The sequence below is a fragment of the Halovivax limisalsi genome, assembly GCF_023093535.1.
GTDB lineage: Archaea > Halobacteriota > Halobacteria > Halobacteriales > Natrialbaceae > Halovivax > Halovivax limisalsi.
On sequence record NZ_CP095757.1, the window covers coordinates 3,660,822 to 3,676,441 of the forward strand.

The 15,620-nt window shown below is 67.7% G+C and carries 13 protein-coding genes and 1 tRNA gene; 10 read left to right on the top strand and 4 right to left on the bottom strand.

All coding sequences use genetic code 11. The features are described from left to right. Window positions 1-408: 408 nt before the first annotated feature. The 7 genes from ilvB to MXA07_RS17040 all read left to right on the top strand — a co-directional run bounded on the left by ilvB (window position 409) and on the right by MXA07_RS17040 (window position 7,952). The gene (gene ilvB, locus MXA07_RS17010) at window positions 409-2,292 is read left to right on the top strand and encodes a biosynthetic-type acetolactate synthase large subunit (protein WP_247729788.1); all 1,884 of its coding nucleotides are present in this window, start codon (window positions 409-411) and stop codon (window positions 2,290-2,292) included. Beyond that, on the top strand, window positions 2,289-3,023 hold the full coding sequence (ilvN, locus tag MXA07_RS17015) for an acetolactate synthase small subunit (RefSeq protein WP_247729789.1): 735 nt from the start codon (window positions 2,289-2,291) through the stop codon (window positions 3,021-3,023). The genes ilvB and ilvN overlap by 4 nt, the downstream gene beginning before the upstream one ends. Window positions 3,024-3,114: 91 nt before the next feature. After that, window positions 3,115-4,311, top strand: coding sequence for a ketol-acid reductoisomerase (gene ilvC / locus MXA07_RS17020; RefSeq protein ID WP_425492230.1), 1,197 nt, complete (start codon window positions 3,115-3,117; stop codon window positions 4,309-4,311). Beyond that, window positions 4,308-4,814, top strand: coding sequence for a hypothetical protein (locus MXA07_RS17025; protein ID WP_247729790.1), 507 nt, complete (start codon window positions 4,308-4,310; stop codon window positions 4,812-4,814). Before ilvC ends, MXA07_RS17025 begins: the two co-directional genes overlap by 4 nt. Further along, complete coding sequence (gene leuC / locus MXA07_RS17030; protein WP_247729791.1) at window positions 4,811-6,229, top strand: 3-isopropylmalate dehydratase large subunit; 1,419 nt, start codon at window positions 4,811-4,813, stop codon at window positions 6,227-6,229. Before MXA07_RS17025 ends, leuC begins: the two co-directional genes overlap by 4 nt. Then, window positions 6,226-6,894: a 3-isopropylmalate dehydratase small subunit gene (leuD, locus tag MXA07_RS17035; RefSeq protein ID WP_247729792.1), complete on the top strand. Its 669-nt coding sequence runs from the start codon at window positions 6,226-6,228 to the stop codon at window positions 6,892-6,894. The genes leuC and leuD overlap by 4 nt, the downstream gene beginning before the upstream one ends. Before the next feature lie 44 nt (window positions 6,895-6,938). Beyond that, window positions 6,939-7,952 carry an isocitrate/isopropylmalate dehydrogenase family protein gene (locus tag MXA07_RS17040; RefSeq protein ID WP_247731777.1) on the top strand — a complete coding sequence of 338 codons (1,014 nt, stop codon included), beginning with the start codon at window positions 6,939-6,941 and terminating at the stop codon, window positions 7,950-7,952. An 89-nt stretch (window positions 7,953-8,041) separates the two neighbouring features. Here MXA07_RS17040 and MXA07_RS17045 read toward each other — a convergent pair whose 3' ends face one another. Then, a complete protein-coding gene (locus MXA07_RS17045) occupies window positions 8,042-9,256 on the bottom strand; it encodes a GNAT family N-acetyltransferase (RefSeq protein WP_247729793.1) in 1,215 nt (404 codons plus the stop codon). A 181-nt stretch (window positions 9,257-9,437) separates the two neighbouring features. Between MXA07_RS17045 and ilvD the strand changes: the two genes are divergently transcribed. After that, window positions 9,438-11,165: a dihydroxy-acid dehydratase gene (ilvD, locus tag MXA07_RS17050; RefSeq protein ID WP_247729794.1), complete on the top strand. Its 1,728-nt coding sequence runs from the start codon at window positions 9,438-9,440 to the stop codon at window positions 11,163-11,165. 16 nt (window positions 11,166-11,181) lie between these two features. On the opposite strand, the gene MXA07_RS17055 is transcribed toward ilvD, so the two are convergent. Next, window positions 11,182-11,418 (bottom strand): hypothetical protein, encoded by a 237-nt coding sequence (locus tag MXA07_RS17055; RefSeq protein ID WP_247729795.1) that lies wholly within the window; start codon window positions 11,416-11,418, stop codon window positions 11,182-11,184. Between the two features lie 309 nt (window positions 11,419-11,727). Then, window positions 11,728-12,174, bottom strand: coding sequence for a DUF7344 domain-containing protein (locus tag MXA07_RS17060; protein ID WP_247729796.1), 447 nt, complete (start codon window positions 12,172-12,174; stop codon window positions 11,728-11,730). A 179-nt stretch (window positions 12,175-12,353) separates the two neighbouring features. Here MXA07_RS17060 and MXA07_RS17065 point away from each other — a divergent pair. Together MXA07_RS17065 and MXA07_RS17070 are read left to right on the top strand one after the other, a co-directional pair. Continuing rightward, window positions 12,354-12,427: transfer RNA gene (locus MXA07_RS17065), tRNA-Phe, on the top strand. Between the two features lie 489 nt (window positions 12,428-12,916). Next, entirely contained in the window at window positions 12,917-14,317 is a 1,401-nt protein-coding gene (locus MXA07_RS17070) for an ATP-binding protein (protein WP_247729797.1), read from the top strand. Between the two features lie 653 nt (window positions 14,318-14,970). On the opposite strand, the gene MXA07_RS17075 is transcribed toward MXA07_RS17070, so the two are convergent. Beyond that, entirely contained in the window at window positions 14,971-15,615 is a 645-nt protein-coding gene (locus MXA07_RS17075; RefSeq protein ID WP_247729798.1) for a hypothetical protein, read from the bottom strand. Window positions 15,616-15,620 lie beyond the last annotated feature (5 nt).

Genomic DNA, 15,620 nt, shown 5'->3' on the forward strand with positions numbered 1-15,620 from the left:
CGCCGCCGATTGCCGCGGCCCGCGCGCCGACGAGTGCGACCGACCCACAGCGCGTCGATTCGGAACGCACTGGCGAGAGACGCAGCTATCGAGCTCGCGTCTCGATGGCGCGCTCGCGGCCGAGCGGGACGAGTATTGCACCCGACGACAGATTTATGCCGAGCCGTTGCATTTGGCTGCCCACAGTGAAACCGAGCGCTCCCACCCTCGACGGTCCGACGTTTTCGGGAGCAACGGTGCTCGTCGGTTCGATTATTGTAGGGGTCTAGACCCCTACCTACACCCTTCTCCACTGACCGAACGAATCGCCGACCCCCAGCCCGGCCTGTGTCTGCTGGCGCCACCGCGTTCTCAGTACGGGCGGCTGGAGGCCAATCGAGCACCAACCCCCAGACCCACCATGCAGACATGACAGATACGACGTCGACGCATCGCGAGACAGCGAGAACGGAGGAAGCGTCCGGCCGCGACGACGCTGCCGGCCGGTCCGCGGACGCAGAGCCGGCCGGCGGCACCGCGGCCACGGAAACGAATCCACCGACAGGCGGGACCAGCGACGCAGAGACGGAGGACGCCCCGGTCGCCACGGGCGCGGACGCCGTGGTTCGCGCGCTCGAGGCGGCCGGCGTCGAGCTGGCCTTCGGCGTGCAGGGCGGCGCGATCATGCCCGTCTACGACGCGCTCTCCAGCTCGTCGGTGACTCACGTGACGATGGCCCACGAGCAAGCGGCCGCCCACGCGGCGGACGCCTACGGTCTCGTGGCGAACGAACCCGGCGTCTGCCTCGCGACGTCCGGACCGGGAGCGACGAACCTCGTCACCGGCATCGCCGACGCGAACATGGATTCGGACGCGATGCTCGCCCTGACGGGACAGGTCCCGACCGACCTCGTCGGCAACGACGCCTTCCAGGAAACCGACACGGTCGGCGTCACGCGGCCCATCACGAAGGACAACTCGTTCGCCGACGACGCGAACACGGTCGGCGCCGTCGTCGAAGACGCGTATCGGCTGGCCGGAAGCGGTCGACAGGGACCGACGCTGGTCGACCTGCCGAAGGACGTTTCGCTCGCCGACCTCGACGAGCGCGTCGCGTTCGACGACGCGGCGTCGACCGACGACACCGCGGACGGAGATCCGGCGCCGCGGGCCGACGACGCGGCGGTCGAGGCGGCCGCTCGCGCGATCGAATCGGCCGACCGACCCGTCTGCCTATTCGGTGGCGGCGTCGTCGCCGCCGACGCGAACGACGTCGCGACGGCGTTCGCGCGCGAGAACGAGATCCCGGTCGCGACGACGATGCCCGGGCTCGGATCGTTCCCCGAGGACGACGACCTCGCGCTGTCGTTCGCCGGGATGCACGGCACCGGCTACGCCAACATGGCGATCACGCACACCGACTGCCTGATCGCCGTCGGAACCCGCTTCGACGACCGGTTGACCGGCGGCATCGAGGCGTTCGCGCCCGAGGCCGAGGTGATCCACGTCGACATCGATCCGGCCGAGATCAGCAAGAACGTCCGCGCGGACTACCCGCTGATCGGCGACGCTGGCGCCGTCCTCGACCAGCTGTCCGAGGCCGTCGAGAGCGCACCGGCGGCCGAGTCGTGGCGCGAGCAGTGCGCCGAGTGGAAAGAGACGTATCCGCTGACCTACGGGATGCCGGACGACGAGCCGCTGAAGCCCCAGTTCGTGGTCGAAGCGTTCGACGCGGCGACGGCCGACGACGCGATCGTCACGACCGGCGTCGGCCAGCACCAGATGTGGGCGTGCCAGTTCTGGACGTTCACCGAACCGCGCACGTGGGTCTCCTCGCACGGCCTGGGAACGATGGGTTACGGCCTCCCGGCCGCGATCGGCGCGAGACTCGCGGCCGACGAGGCGGACGAGCCCGATCGCGACGTCGTCTGCTTCGAGGGCGACGCCTCGTTCCTGATGACGATCCAGGAGCTCTCCGTCGCCGTGCGCGAGAACCTCGACGTCACCGTCGCCGTGCTCAACAACGAACACATCGGCATGGTGCGCCAGTGGCAGGACGCCTTCTTCGAGGGGCGGCGGACGGCCTCGGTGTACGACTGGATGCCGGCGTTCGACGCGCTCGCCGAGGCGTTCGGCGCGCGCGGCTTCGCCGTCGACGACTCCGCCGACGTCGCCGACACCGTCGAGGCGGCGCTTTCCTACGACGGTCCCTCGGTGATCGACTTCCACATCGACCCGGAGGAGAACGTCCTGCCGATGGTGCCGAGCGGCGGCGCGAACGGCGAATTCGCCCTCTCGGAGGATCACCTATGAGCGACGAGCGTGACGAGAACGACGCCGGCCTGCCGGGCCCATCCCCGTCGGAGCGACCCCATCCCAGGGGTCGGCGCAACACCGACGGGATCCGCATCGATCCGGTCGTCGAGGCCGAACACGAGCAGCGGCGAGCGGTCGTCTCCGCCTTGGTCGAGCACGAGCCGGGCGTGCTCGCACGGATCTCGGGGCTGGTCTCGCGCCGACAGTTCAACATCGAGAGCCTGACCGTCGGGCCGACGACCGTCGAGGGCCACGCCCGCATCACGATGGTCGTCGAGGAGACCGATCCCGGCCTCGACCAGTTGAAAAAGCAGCTGCGAAAGCTCCAGGTCGTCATCGCCGCCGGCGAGATCGCGGGCGAGACCGTCGCGCGCGAACTCGTCCTGATCAAGGTGCGCGGCGACCGACCCGAGGGCGTCCACGCGGTCACCGAGATGTACGGCGGCGAGACCCTCCACGCTGGCCCGCAAACGATCACCGTCCAGCTCACGGGCGCGGAGGACACCATCGACGCCGCGATCGACGCCTACCACCAGTTCGGCATCGTCGAGATCGCCCGCACTGGACCGACCGCCCTGGCCCGCGGCGACACCCCGACGACGCCGGGCGAACAGCCCGCGTCGAGCGCGTCCAAGGCCGATCCCACCGACAAGGCCGATTCGGCGAGCCGGACCGACCAGGCCAACCAGACCCGCCCGGGGACAGCCGAACCATCCACAAGCGACTGACGCGATGACAGATTTACACAGACATTCCGACATGACAGAGACACCACCGACGGACGACGAACCGACGAATCACGAGCAGACGGTCGACCGCATGGCCGCGCGGCGTCGAGACGCGCAGTCCGCGGCGGCTGACGAGAACACCGCCGACGCGGTAACCGAGACGACGACCGGCGCAGCGACTGAATCGGACGACGCGACGGAGACGAGTCACGGTGGGACCGACACCACCGTCGACGAATCGCCCACGTTCCTGACCGACGGCGGAACGGTCGCCGACGAGTCGTCGGTCGAGGCGACGATCTACTACGAGGCGGACGCCGACCGGCGCTATCTCAACGACGAGACGGTCGCCGTCCTGGGCTACGGCTCGCAGGGTCACGCGCACGCACAGAACCTGGCCGACAGCGGCGTCGACGTCGTCGTCGGCCTGCGCCCCGACAGCAGCTCGCGCGAGGCCGCGAAGGCGGACGGCCTCCGCGTCGCGACGCCGGCCGCCGCCGTCGAGCAGGCCTCGGTCGTGAGCGTCCTCCTGCCGGATACGGTCCAGCCGGACGTCTACGCGGAATCGATCGAGCCGAACCTCGAGCCGGGAGACACGCTGCAGTTCGCCCACGGCTTCAACGTCCACTACAACCAGATCGCGCCGCCCGCGGACGTCGACGTGACGATGATCGCGCCGAAGTCGCCGGGCCACCTCGTCCGGCGCAACTACGAGAACGACCAGGGAACGCCGGGCCTGCTCGCCGTCTACCAGGACGCGACCGGCGAGGCCCGCGAGCAGGCGCTCGCCTACGCCGACGCGCTCGGTTGTACCCGGGCCGGCGTCGTCGAGACGACGTTCCGCGAGGAGACCGAGACCGACCTCTTCGGCGAGCAAGCCGTCCTCTGCGGCGGCGTCACCGAACTCGTCAAAGCCGGTTTCGAGACGCTCGTCGACGCGGGCTACGCCCCCGAGATGGCCTACTTCGAGTGCCTGAACGAGCTCAAGCTCATCGTCGACCTGATGTACGAGGGCGGCCACATGGAGATGTGGAACTCCGTCTCCGACACGGCCGAGTACGGCGGCCTGACCCGCGGTGAGGGCGTCGTCGACCGCGAGGGGATGGACGACATTCTCGAGGCGGTCCAGAACGGCGAGTTCGCCCGCGAGTGGATCAGCGAAAATCGGGCGAACCGCCCCGCCTACACCCAGTACCGCCAGGCCGAGCAGGACCACGAAATCGAGCGGGTCGGCGCCGAGCTGCGCCAGCTGTTCGCCTGGGACGAGGCGGCCGAGGACGGGCGATGACCCGGCGACCGACGTCGACCGAGCCGAACGACCGAACCGACACCGAGCGACGCGAACCGGAATCGAACGACTCGACACAGATGACCGACGACACGACCACCCGAACCGAGGAATCGACCGCGAACCGAACCGGCGCGAGTAGCCGCGCGAAACCGTCTCGCCCGCGACGACCCCGTCGACTGCGCGACGTGGATCACACCGCGCCCGTCGAGGGACCCGCCCGGACCTTCGAACGGAACAACGAGGGGCGGCCGCTGAAAACGGACGGCGGCGTCCCGGAGGCCGAGACACCGACGCAGTCCGGCGACGACCGACCCTCCGACGGCGGCGCCGACGTGGAGCGCGCCACCGAGGGGGACCGGGAGGAGCCGGCTACGGATGAAACGGACGACGAGGAGACGGACGCGGACCCGTCGCCGCGCCGGATGAGCGACGTCGACCACACCTCCCCCGTCGACGGCCACGTCCGCGTCTTCGACCGCGGGGACCAGGACGCCCAATGAGCGAGGGGACGCTCTACGACCGCGTGTGGGACGAACACCGGGTCCGGACGCTCCCGACCGGCCAGGATCAGCTGTTCGTCGGCCTGCACCTGGTCCACGAGGTCACCAGCCCGCAGGCGTTCGGCATGCTCGAAGAGCGGGGCTACGACGTCGCCTACCCCTCGCTCACGCACGCGACGGTCGATCACATTATCCCGACGGCCGACCAGTCGCGTCCGTTCGCCGACGACGCGGCCGAGGAGATGATGCGGGCCCTGGAGGCGAACGTCTCGGCGGCGAATATCGACTTTTCGGACCCCGAGTCCGGTCGACAGGGCATCGTCCACGTCGTCGGGCCGGAGCAGGGACTCACCCAGCCCGGAACGACCGTCGTCTGCGGCGACTCCCACACCGCGACCCACGGCGCGTTCGGCGCGCTCGCCTTCGGCATCGGCACCTCCCAGATCCGGGACGTGCTCGCGACCGGCTGCGTCGCCATGGAGAAACAGCGCGTCCGCCGGATCGAAGTCACCGGCGAACTCGGTCCGGGCGTCACCGCCAAGGACGTCATCCTGGCGATCATCCGCGAGCTGGGTACCGACGGCGGCGTCGGCTACGTCTACGAGTACGCGGGCGAAGCGATCGAGTCGATGGACATGGAGGGACGAATGAGCATCTGCAACATGTCGATCGAGGGCGGCGCCCGTGCCGGGTACGTCAACCCCGACGAGACCACCTACGCGTGGCTGGCCGAGACGCCCGCCTTCGCGGACGACCCCGGCCGACTCGAGGAACTGAAACCGTACTGGGAGTCGATCCGCTCGGATCCCGACGCCACGTACGACGACGTCGTCCAGATCGACGCCTCGTCGCTCGAACCGATGGTGACCTGGGGGACGACCCCGGGGCAGGGCGTCGGCGTCTCCGAGCCGATCCCCGACCCGTCCGAGTTGCCCGACGACGAGCGAGACGTCGCCCGCGAGGCCCAGGAGCACATGCGCGTCACGCCCGGCGAGACCATGGACGGGTACGAGATCGACGTCGCCTTCCTCGGCTCCTGTACGAACGCGCGCCTGGCCGACCTGCGGGCCGCGGCCGAGGTCGTGTCGGGTCGCGAGGTCCACCCCGACGTCCGGGCGATGGTCGTCCCCGGCAGCCAGCGGGTCAAGGCCGCGGCCGAGCGCGAGGGCCTCGACGCGGTCTTCCGCGAGGCCGGCTTCGACTGGCGCGGCGCCGGCTGCTCGATGTGTCTGGGGATGAACGACGACCAGCTCGAGGGCGACGAGGCGTGTGCCTCCTCCTCGAACCGCAACTTCGTCGGCCGCCAGGGCAGTCCCGACGGTCGGACCGTACTGATGAGTCCGAAGATGGTCGCCGCGGCGGCCGTCACCGGCGCCGTCACGGACGTCCGGACGCTTCCGGAGGTGACGGTATGACCGGTGACGAGGCGGCCGAACCCACGACGGCTGGCCCGGACCCGGTCGAGCGCGTTCGCGGCACCGGCATTCCGGTTCGCGGCAACGAGATCGACACCGACCAGATCCTGCCGGCGCGCTTCCTGAAGGCGGTCACCTTCGAGGGACTCGGCCAGTTCGCGTTCTTCGACCAGCGATTTGATGAGAACGACGACCCGCTCGACCATCCGTTCAACGACGATCGCTTCACCGGCGCGTCGATCCTCGTGGTGAACTCGAACTTCGGCTGCGGCTCCTCGCGCGAACACGCCCCGCAGGCGCTGATGCGCTGGGGGATCGACGCCATCGTCGGCGAGAGCTTCGCCGAGATCTTCGCGGGCAACTGCCTCGGTCTGGGCATCCCGACCGTGACGGCCGATCACGAGTCGGTCGTCGCGCTGCAGGACTGGATCGAGGACAACCCCGACGATTCGATCGCGGTCTCCGTCGCGGCCGAAACCGTCACCTACGGCGGGACGACGCTCGACGTCACGGTGGACGAGGCCCAGCGGCGGGCGCTCGTCGACGGCAACTGGGACACGACGGCGCTCATGCGCCAGAACGCCGAGTCCGTTCGCGAGACGGCCGAATCGCTCCCGTACGTCGACCTCGAGCCCGACGACGGCATCGGGCGGACGGGACAATGACCAGGACGTCGACTAGCAACGATGATGTGGAAGGCGTCGGCGAAATGAGCGGCACCGATCCGGACGCAGGCGGCGAAACGATCGTCGTGATTCCGGGCGACGGCGTCGGGCAGGAAGTCGTCCCGGCCGCCGTCGACGTGCTCGAGGCGCTCGATCCGGGCTTCGAATTCGCGTCCTACGAGGCCGGCGATCACGTCGCGGACGAGCGCGGCACGCCGCTGCCCGCGGAGACGCGCGCGGCCGTCGAGGCGGCCGACGCGACCCTGTTCGGCGCCGCGGGCGAGACGGCCGCGGACGTGATCCTGCCCCTTCGGAGCGCCGTCGACTCCTTCGTCAACGTTCGCCCGGCCAGGGCGTACCCGGGCGTCGACGCCGTCCGGCCGGAGACCGACCTCGTCTTCCTCCGCGAGAACACCGAGGGCGTCTACGCCGGGCTGGAACACCGCCTCACCGACGACGTCGCGACGGGCACGCGACTCACGACCCGCGACGCATCCCAGCGCCTCGCCGAGTTCGCCTGTCGGTACCTCGACGACGTCGCGGCCGACGCGTTCACCGTCGTCCACAAGGCGAACGTCATGGGCGAGACCGACGGGCTCTTTCGCGAGGCCGTCTTCGACGTGGCGGCCGAGCGCGGCGTCGAGCCAGACGAGGTTCTCATGGACGCCTTCGCGACCCGGGTCTGTCTCGACCCGACGCAGTTCGACGTCGTCGTCTGTCCGAACCTCGCGGGGGACGTGCTCTCCGACCTTGCGGCCGGCCTCGTCGGCGGGCTCGGCCTCCTCCCCTCCGCAAACCTGGGGCCCGAGCGCGGGCTGTTCGAACCGGTCCACGGAACGGCGCCGGACATCGCCGGGGAGGGCGTCGCGAACCCGAGCGCGACGATCCTCTCGGCCGCCATGCTGCTGGAATTCCTCGGGTACGACGAGGACGCGCGGGCGGTTCGCCGGGCCGTCGAGTCCGTTCTCGAGTCCGGTCCGCGAACGCCCGACCTCGGCGGCGACGCGACGACCGACGACGTCACCGGGGCGATCGTCGCGCGCCTCGACACCGAGTGACCGTCTCTGATCGGCAGCGCCGCTGTGTTTCCGCGTTCGCGCCGTCACCCGATCCTACCACGAATCACCCGTAGGACCCGCGATCAGCCTCAGAATCCGGTATCCACGTACGGCTGGTCGCGGGGGAAGAGCCGGTCGAGCGTCGCGACGACGTCGTCGGGCGCGTCGAGCCGGCCGAGTCGGGCGAGGTCGCTCGCCGTGCGATAGCCGACGACCACCTGCGAGAGCGTCCCCACGTCGAGGGAGAGGTCGGGATCGGCGCCGGGGACGCGTTCGCACGTCGGGGTGCCGTCCGCGACGACGAGGCGGAGCGGGTCGTCGTGCCAGTCGACGAGCGGATCCTCGACGGCGAGCGTCACGCTCTCCTCGTCGGCGGCCGGGTACGAGAGCGCCGGGAGCGTCTCGTGGGCGTCGACGAGGCGGACCATCGGACCGTTCGACAGCTCGCAGTCGAGCTCCTCGGGGTCGGTCGCGAGGTCGCGAAGTGGGACGTCGGTCGGGAGGGTGAACGAGAGTTCCGAAATCTGGGAATCGTGGTTGGCGAGGTACGCACAGAGCGCGAGCAGTGCCTCGGTATCGCGGAACGCGAGATCCCGGACGCGCATCGATCGGTCGCCCCACGACCCCTCGACGAAGTAGACGAGATACCCGCGCGGCTCGCCGCCTCGCTCCCAGACGTACGCGTAGGGGTCATCGTCCCACCCGGTGAAGATCCGGTGGGTCCACCAGTCGTCGGAGCGGTCGATCGAGAGCGCGTACCGGCCCGCCATCGCGTCGTAGACGGACGCGAGACGCTCGTACTCCTCGGCCTCGACAGGTCGGAACGAACCCGCCTCGTCGAGTCGATCCCGTGCGAACGAGAGGGCCGAGGGCTCGCACGTGTAGGCGTGGCGGGCGGAGGCGGTCTCCCAGCCGAACTGGCGGTAGAAGCGGTAGCGAAACGGCCAGAGGAGCGAGAAGCGATCGCCGCGGTCGCGATACTCGGCGAGCGAACGGGCGAGCAACTCCTCGACGTAGCCCTTCCGGCGGTGCTCCGGGGGTGAGGCGACCATCGAGAGGCCGGGCGAGGGATGGTGGTCGCCGCGGACGAGCGCGTCGAACCAGTGGTGCAGACAGACGACCAGCGGGTCGTCGGCCGCCGACTCGGTGTCGAAGAGGCCGCGGCGCGCGCCGAGTTGCATCCGTTCGTGGTCGTCCTCGGTCGGGTCGAAGTCGACCGGGCCCGACTCGGGGGTGAAGCCGTAGCCGACGTACTCACTGAAGGCCTTCCGGTGGTCCTCGTCGAGGGGACGATACTCGATCATACCTGACCTGATGGGTATCGATCCGTATACGTGTCGGTTTCAGTACCGATACGATCGATTTCACAGACCGGGCGAGTAGAGCGCTCACCGGGACCGGGAACATGTTCCCGCAGGCCCCGAACTCCCGAACAGTTTTGCACGACTGACGAGGCTTAAGGTCTTCCGGCGCCGCTACGTGAGTATGTCACAGGAGACCCCCGAGACGCGAGAGAAACCCCCGGATCTGCCGAGCAACGACGTCACCGAGGGCCCCGATCGCGCGCCCCACCGGGCGATGTTCTACGCGATGGATTACGACGAGAACGACCTCGCTTCGCCGATGATCGGCGTCGCGAACCCGGCGGCCGACATCACGCCCTGTAACGTCCACCTGGACGACCTCGCCGACGCGGCGTGGAACGGCGTCGACGAGGCGGGCGGCATGCCGATCGGGTTCGGCACGATCACCATCTCCGACGCGATCTCGATGGGCACGGAGGGGATGAAGGCCTCGCTCGTCTCGCGCGAGGTGATCGCCGACTCCGTCGAACTCGTCGCCTTCGGCGAGCGACTCGACGGCCTCGTGACGCTGGCCGGCTGCGACAAGAACCTGCCGGGCATGATGATGGCCGCGATCCGGACCGACCTGCCGACCGTCTTCTGCTACGGCGGCACCATCCTCCCCGGCGAGTTCCACGGCGACGACGTCACCATCCAGGACGTCTTCGAGGGCGTCGGCGCCCACGCCGAGGGGAACCTCTCGCGCGAGGAACTCGAAGAACTCGAACACGCCGCCTGTCCGGGTCCCGGCTCCTGCGCCGGCATGTACACCGCGAACACGATGGCCTCGATGAGCGAGGCGCTCGGGCTCGCCCCGCTCGGCTCCGCGACCGCACCCGCCGTCACGGACGAGCGCGAAGCGATCGCCGCCGAGGCGGGCGAACTCGCGCTCGAGGCGGTCGAGGCCGATCGGCGCCCCTCCGACATCCTCACCCGGAAGTCGTTCGAGAACGCCATCACGCTCGACGTCGCGATCGGCGGGTCGACGAACTCCGTCCTCCACCTGCTGGCCCTGGCCGCGGAGGCCGGCGTCTCCCTCTCGATCGAGGACTTCGACGAGATCTCCCGGCGGACGCCCCACATCGTCGACGTCCGCCCCGGCGGGGCCCACGTGATGGCCGACCTCCACCAGCAGGGCGGGATTCCGGTCGTCCTCCGACGGCTCCTCGAGGCCGACTTGCTCCACGGCGACGCGATGACGATCACCGGTCGAACGATCGCGGACGAACTCGACGCGCTCTCGCTGCCGGCCGACGACGCGGTCGATCCGGGGGTCGTCCGCCCGATCGACGACCCCATCCACGAAGAGGGCGCGCTCGTCATCCTCACCGGCAACCTCGCCCCCGACGGCTCGGTGCTGAAGGTGACCGGCGACGACGAACTCTACCACCGGGGGCCGGCCCGGGTCTTCGAGCGCGAGGAGGACGCCATGGAGTGGGTTCAGTCGGGCGGCATCGAGTCCGGCGACGTCGTCATCATCCGCAACGAGGGGCCCTGCGGCGGGCCCGGCATGCGCGAGATGCTCGGCGTCACGGCGGCCGTCGTCGGCCAGGGCCACGAGGACGACGTCGCGCTGCTGACCGACGGTCGCTTCTCCGGCGCGACCCGCGGCCCGATGATCGGTCACGTCGCGCCGGAGGCGTTCGACGGCGGGCCGATCGCCGCGGTCGAAGACGGCGATACGGTGACCGTCGACATCCCGAACCGCGACCTGTCCGTCGACCTCTCGGACGCGGAGATCGACGCCCGCCTGGCGGCGCGGGACGATCCCGAACCCGCCTACACCGCCGGCGTCCTCGCGAAGTACGGCCGGGCCTTCGGCTCGGCGGCCAACGGCGCGGTGACCAACCCGGGCGCGAAGGACGACTGACGGGCACTCAAACCGGTTACTCTCGCTCCCGACGTCGCTCCGGGTCGTCGGCGTCCTCGCTCTCGAATCGGATCGAGATCCACGGAGCGATCTCGATCCGCGAGAGATCGGTACTGAAGAAGACGAGCAGGAGAACCCCCGCACCGAAGAAAACCGCAGTCGGATTGCCGTCCAGTTTGACGACGGCGAGCCCGAAGCTCACCGTCAGGAGGGCAAAGCGGAGCGCGGTCGTCGATCGGTCGCTCGTCGTCATGGTCAGTGAGTCCCGCTCCACTGGCGACACCGCATCCGAATCGTCGGTTCCGGCCGGCCGATATCGGGATCGGTCGCAGTCCGTGAACGGGCGTCCCGAAGCCTAGCCGGCGACGGTAATCAGTACCTGTATCCGCGTTCCGATACTGATGTCGGCGGGCGAACCGCCGATTCGACGGGCGTCGCGGCCGATCGATGGCCGATCGGCATTTCCGAAAGGAGTTCCGTCAGTGACCAGTCGCGCCGAGCGACGTGGGGAGTGGAGTCGATTGGATCGGCCGGCGTCGACGGCGGGCGTATCGCGTCGTTACTACTGTTTGAGTTTCGCGACGTTCTGGCGGATCGATCCGAGCAGGCCCTCGTGGGTCTCCGCACCCAGAGCGCGCTGGAGCGTCGAATTCTCCGGTTCGTCCTGGACGACGACCTCGAGGTACGGTTCGAGCTGCTCGAACGTGTCCGAGAGGATCACGGAGTGATCGTCCGTATCGTGCTCGACGACGCCCGCCTCGGCCAGCTTCGGCACGTGACACTGGACGGACGAGACGTAGACGCTCTTGTAGTCGTTCTGGGCCACCTCGTCGGGGGGAACGTTGTGTTCCCAGCCGGCGACCGTCTCGGCCAGCCGGGAGAGTTCGACCGGTTCGGTTCGCCCTCTGAGTGCGTACAGGAGGTAGCGCCGACGCCGGTTTGCGAGTAACTCCAGGATAGTATCCGCCGTGAGTTGCTCGGCGTCCTCCTGCTGGGGAAACGACTCCATAACAGTCCCTTACCCTGCTGAAGGCAAAAACGTGGCTTGAATATCTGCCTGGTCAATAACGAGGCCCCTGACTCTCGGTCAACGAGACACTACGCCCGAGGATCGTCGATACCGCGACCATACCGCGGCGGGGCGCCATTCGAAATCCTTTTTTGTCCCATCGACCCAGAACCGAGTAGGCCGCCTTAGCTCAGACTGGGAGAGCACTCGACTGAAGATCGAGCTGTCCCCGGTTCAAATCCGGGAGGCGGCATTTCTGCTGCGAGCAATCCGCGAGCAGCAGAAATGGAAACCGGACGGATTCTGAACCCTGCAAGTCGCAGCCCGGAAAGCGACCGCAGGGAGCAACCCGGAACGTCTTGCTTCGGTTCAAATCCGGGAGGCGGCATATTCTGAGATCAAGACCGTGAGCGTAGCGAGCGGTCGCAGATCGAAGAAACGACGCCGACCGGGTTTGAAGTAAACGAGCCCAACCCGCGCAGGCCGGAGGCCGAGCAGGAACGTCTCGGCGTGGTTCACAATCCGGGAGCCACAATCATACTGCGGTTCGAATGCCAGAGAGCGACGATCTCGGTTCTCGACGTTCTCTCACCCTCCGATCGCCAACCGTCCAGCCGATAGGCGGACCGCTGTACTTCGAGTACCGGATGCTCCGTGGATGGGGATTAGTAAAAACGGAATTAGTAAAATGACGATTTAGATAATCGGCAGCATTATTACGAGCAAAGACGAACGGCGGTACATGTCTCACCCGCGCTTTATCGACCGCGAGGACGAACGCTCCCTCCTCGAATCGCGGTTCGAGAGCGACAGAGCCGAGTTGATCGTCCTGTACGGCCGCCGGCGACTCGGCAAGAGCGCACTCGTTCGTGAAGCGGTTCGCGGCCGTCAGGACGCCGTCTACTGGCAGGCGACAGAGGAGACACCGGAGGTGCAGCTTGCGGACTTTGTCGCCGCTGCCAGTGAGACGTTTCCAGTCATTGAGGACATACAGCGCGACTGGGAAGCGCTGCTTCGGGCGCTGGGTCGCCAGGACGCAGTCGTCGTACTCGACGAATTTCCCTACCTCGTCGAGTCGGATGACGCACTTCCCTCAAAGCTTCAGCGCGTCTGGGACACGCACTTAGAAGAGACGGGCACGTCGCTGGTGCTTGTCGGGTCGTCGATCAGCATCATGGAAGACAAGGTCCTCACCGGTGGCAGTCCGTTGTATGGCCGACGGACCGCAACGATCGACCTCCCGCCACTCGATCTGGCGGACGCACGGCAGTTCTATCCCGACGACGATCCGGATAGCGTCATCAGGGCCTGGGGTATCTTCGGGGGAACGCCGTACTATCTCCAGGCGGTGGACCCGTCTCGCTCGCTCGCCGAGAACGTCCAATCACAGATCCTCTCGGAACATGGCGTCCTCCACAACGAGCCGGAGTTCCTGTTACGAACGGAGTTCGGGATTCGTGAACCGCAGACGTACTACACGATTTTGCGTGCGATCGCGACCGGGAAACGGGCGGCCAACGAAATCGCGGACTTCGCTGGTGTCGACTCGAACGCGCTTGGATCGTATCTCTCGAAGCTTCGGCGTCTCAGACTCATCGAACGGGACATTCCCGTGACTGCGAACCCGAATTCGACGCGGAAGAGTCGCTACCGACTGAGAGAGCCGTTGTTCCGATTCTGGTTCCGGTACGTCTACGGTCAACAGGGCAAGCTCGCACAGCTCGGTAATGACGCATACGAGCAGGTAGTCGATCCGACGTTCAACGACTACATGGGGACGATGTTTGAGCAGGTCTGTCAGAATGCGCTACCGTCGGTACTACCTAAGACCTACCAGGGGATCGGCTACTGGTGGTATCAGCGACACGAAATCGACGTCGTCGGACTCGCAAGCGACGGAACGCTCGTGGTTGGCGAATGCAAGTACACCAGCCGGAAGATGACCGAAGGCGACCTGTCTGACCTCGAACGAACTGCGTCACAGGTTCGGTGGACACCACCGAACGGGGCCGATCGAGAACAGCACTACTGTTGTTTCTGTCGCGCCGGGTTTTCCGACGACCTGAAGCAAGTCGCTGCGGATCGATCGGACGTATCGCTCCTCACGCCTGCGGACATCGTACCGGGTGACGGTACCGAGTGAGGTGTGTCATCCGGTTCAAATCCGGGAGGCGGCATTGCTGTCGCGAACAATTCGTGAGCGACAGCGATGGAAACCCGAGCGAATTTGAATCAGACGAGTCGCAGCCCGCGCAGGCCGGAGGCCGAGCAGGAACGTCTCGGCGTGGTTCACAATCCGGGAGGCGGCATTTCTGGTGCGAGCAATTCGCGAGCAACAGAGATGGAAACCGGACGGATTTGAAGGAGAGAACACGCAGCGCGAGCGGAGCGAGCGACCGTGTTCGCGTGGTTCACAATCCGGGAGGCGCCACGGATTGCTAGGACGCAGTATCCGCTTCAAAAGCGAGGGGTGTGCCGAAATCCGCACCCGTGAGCCGGGGCGTGACGGGTCGCTGCCCGCACTGCGGCGAACCCGTCCGTCGGTACCTATCAGCACCCGCGCCGCGGGAGAGCTTCAGACCTGTCCCTGTGACGCCGAATCGGAGCCGATCGGTTCCGAGGACCGGGCTTCGAGCGACGTCCGTCGCGATTCACTGAGCCGATCCAGTGGACGGACTCGAGGCAGCTGTCACGCTCGACGGTCCGCTCGAGAGACCGAGCTGCGCGCACGACGGCTGGGTTGAAACCGACGATCCGCGATAGCAAACTGGTCGGGTTCTCCCCGGCACGTCCCCGTTACGTCGCCCTCGACCGCCTGTACGCATCGAACAGCGCCGGCAGGCCGAGCGGGAGCGCCAGCGCACCGTAGGTCGCCTCCGTCGCGACGGCGAGCGACGATCGGCGGACGACGAGCCCGAACGCGACGACGCCGATCGATGCGACGAGGTACGCCAAGTTGCTCCACAGCGGGTCGTACGTCGAGCAGTACGCCCAGCAGACGAACGTGTACGCCGGCGCGTTCCACGTCGCGGGCGTGGGTTTCGGCCAGAAGAACCGACAGTACGTCGTCAGCGTTATCATCGCGACGGTCGGCAGTCCGACGAGCCACGTGGCTGGACCGAATCGCCAGCGACCCGCTACCCGCTCGTAGCCCCGAAGGAACGCCGCGGGCGCACACGCGATCCACAGCCAGATGCCGACCGTATAGCTCACCGGCCAGTGCTCGATCCGGGGCTGGGTGATCGGAATGCGGTAGGCCCCCGGCAGTGAGAACCAGGGGAATGACGGGTCGGGAACCGCGTTCGTGAACAGCGCGAGCAGACAGAGGGTAGTTCCGACGACGAGGCCCCAGAGTCCGTACCGGGTATACGTCGCCAGCCAGTCAGGGAGTTGTCGTTCCGGGCGCCCGACCGTCGTTGAATCGGCGGTGTTTCTGCTCATGGGTC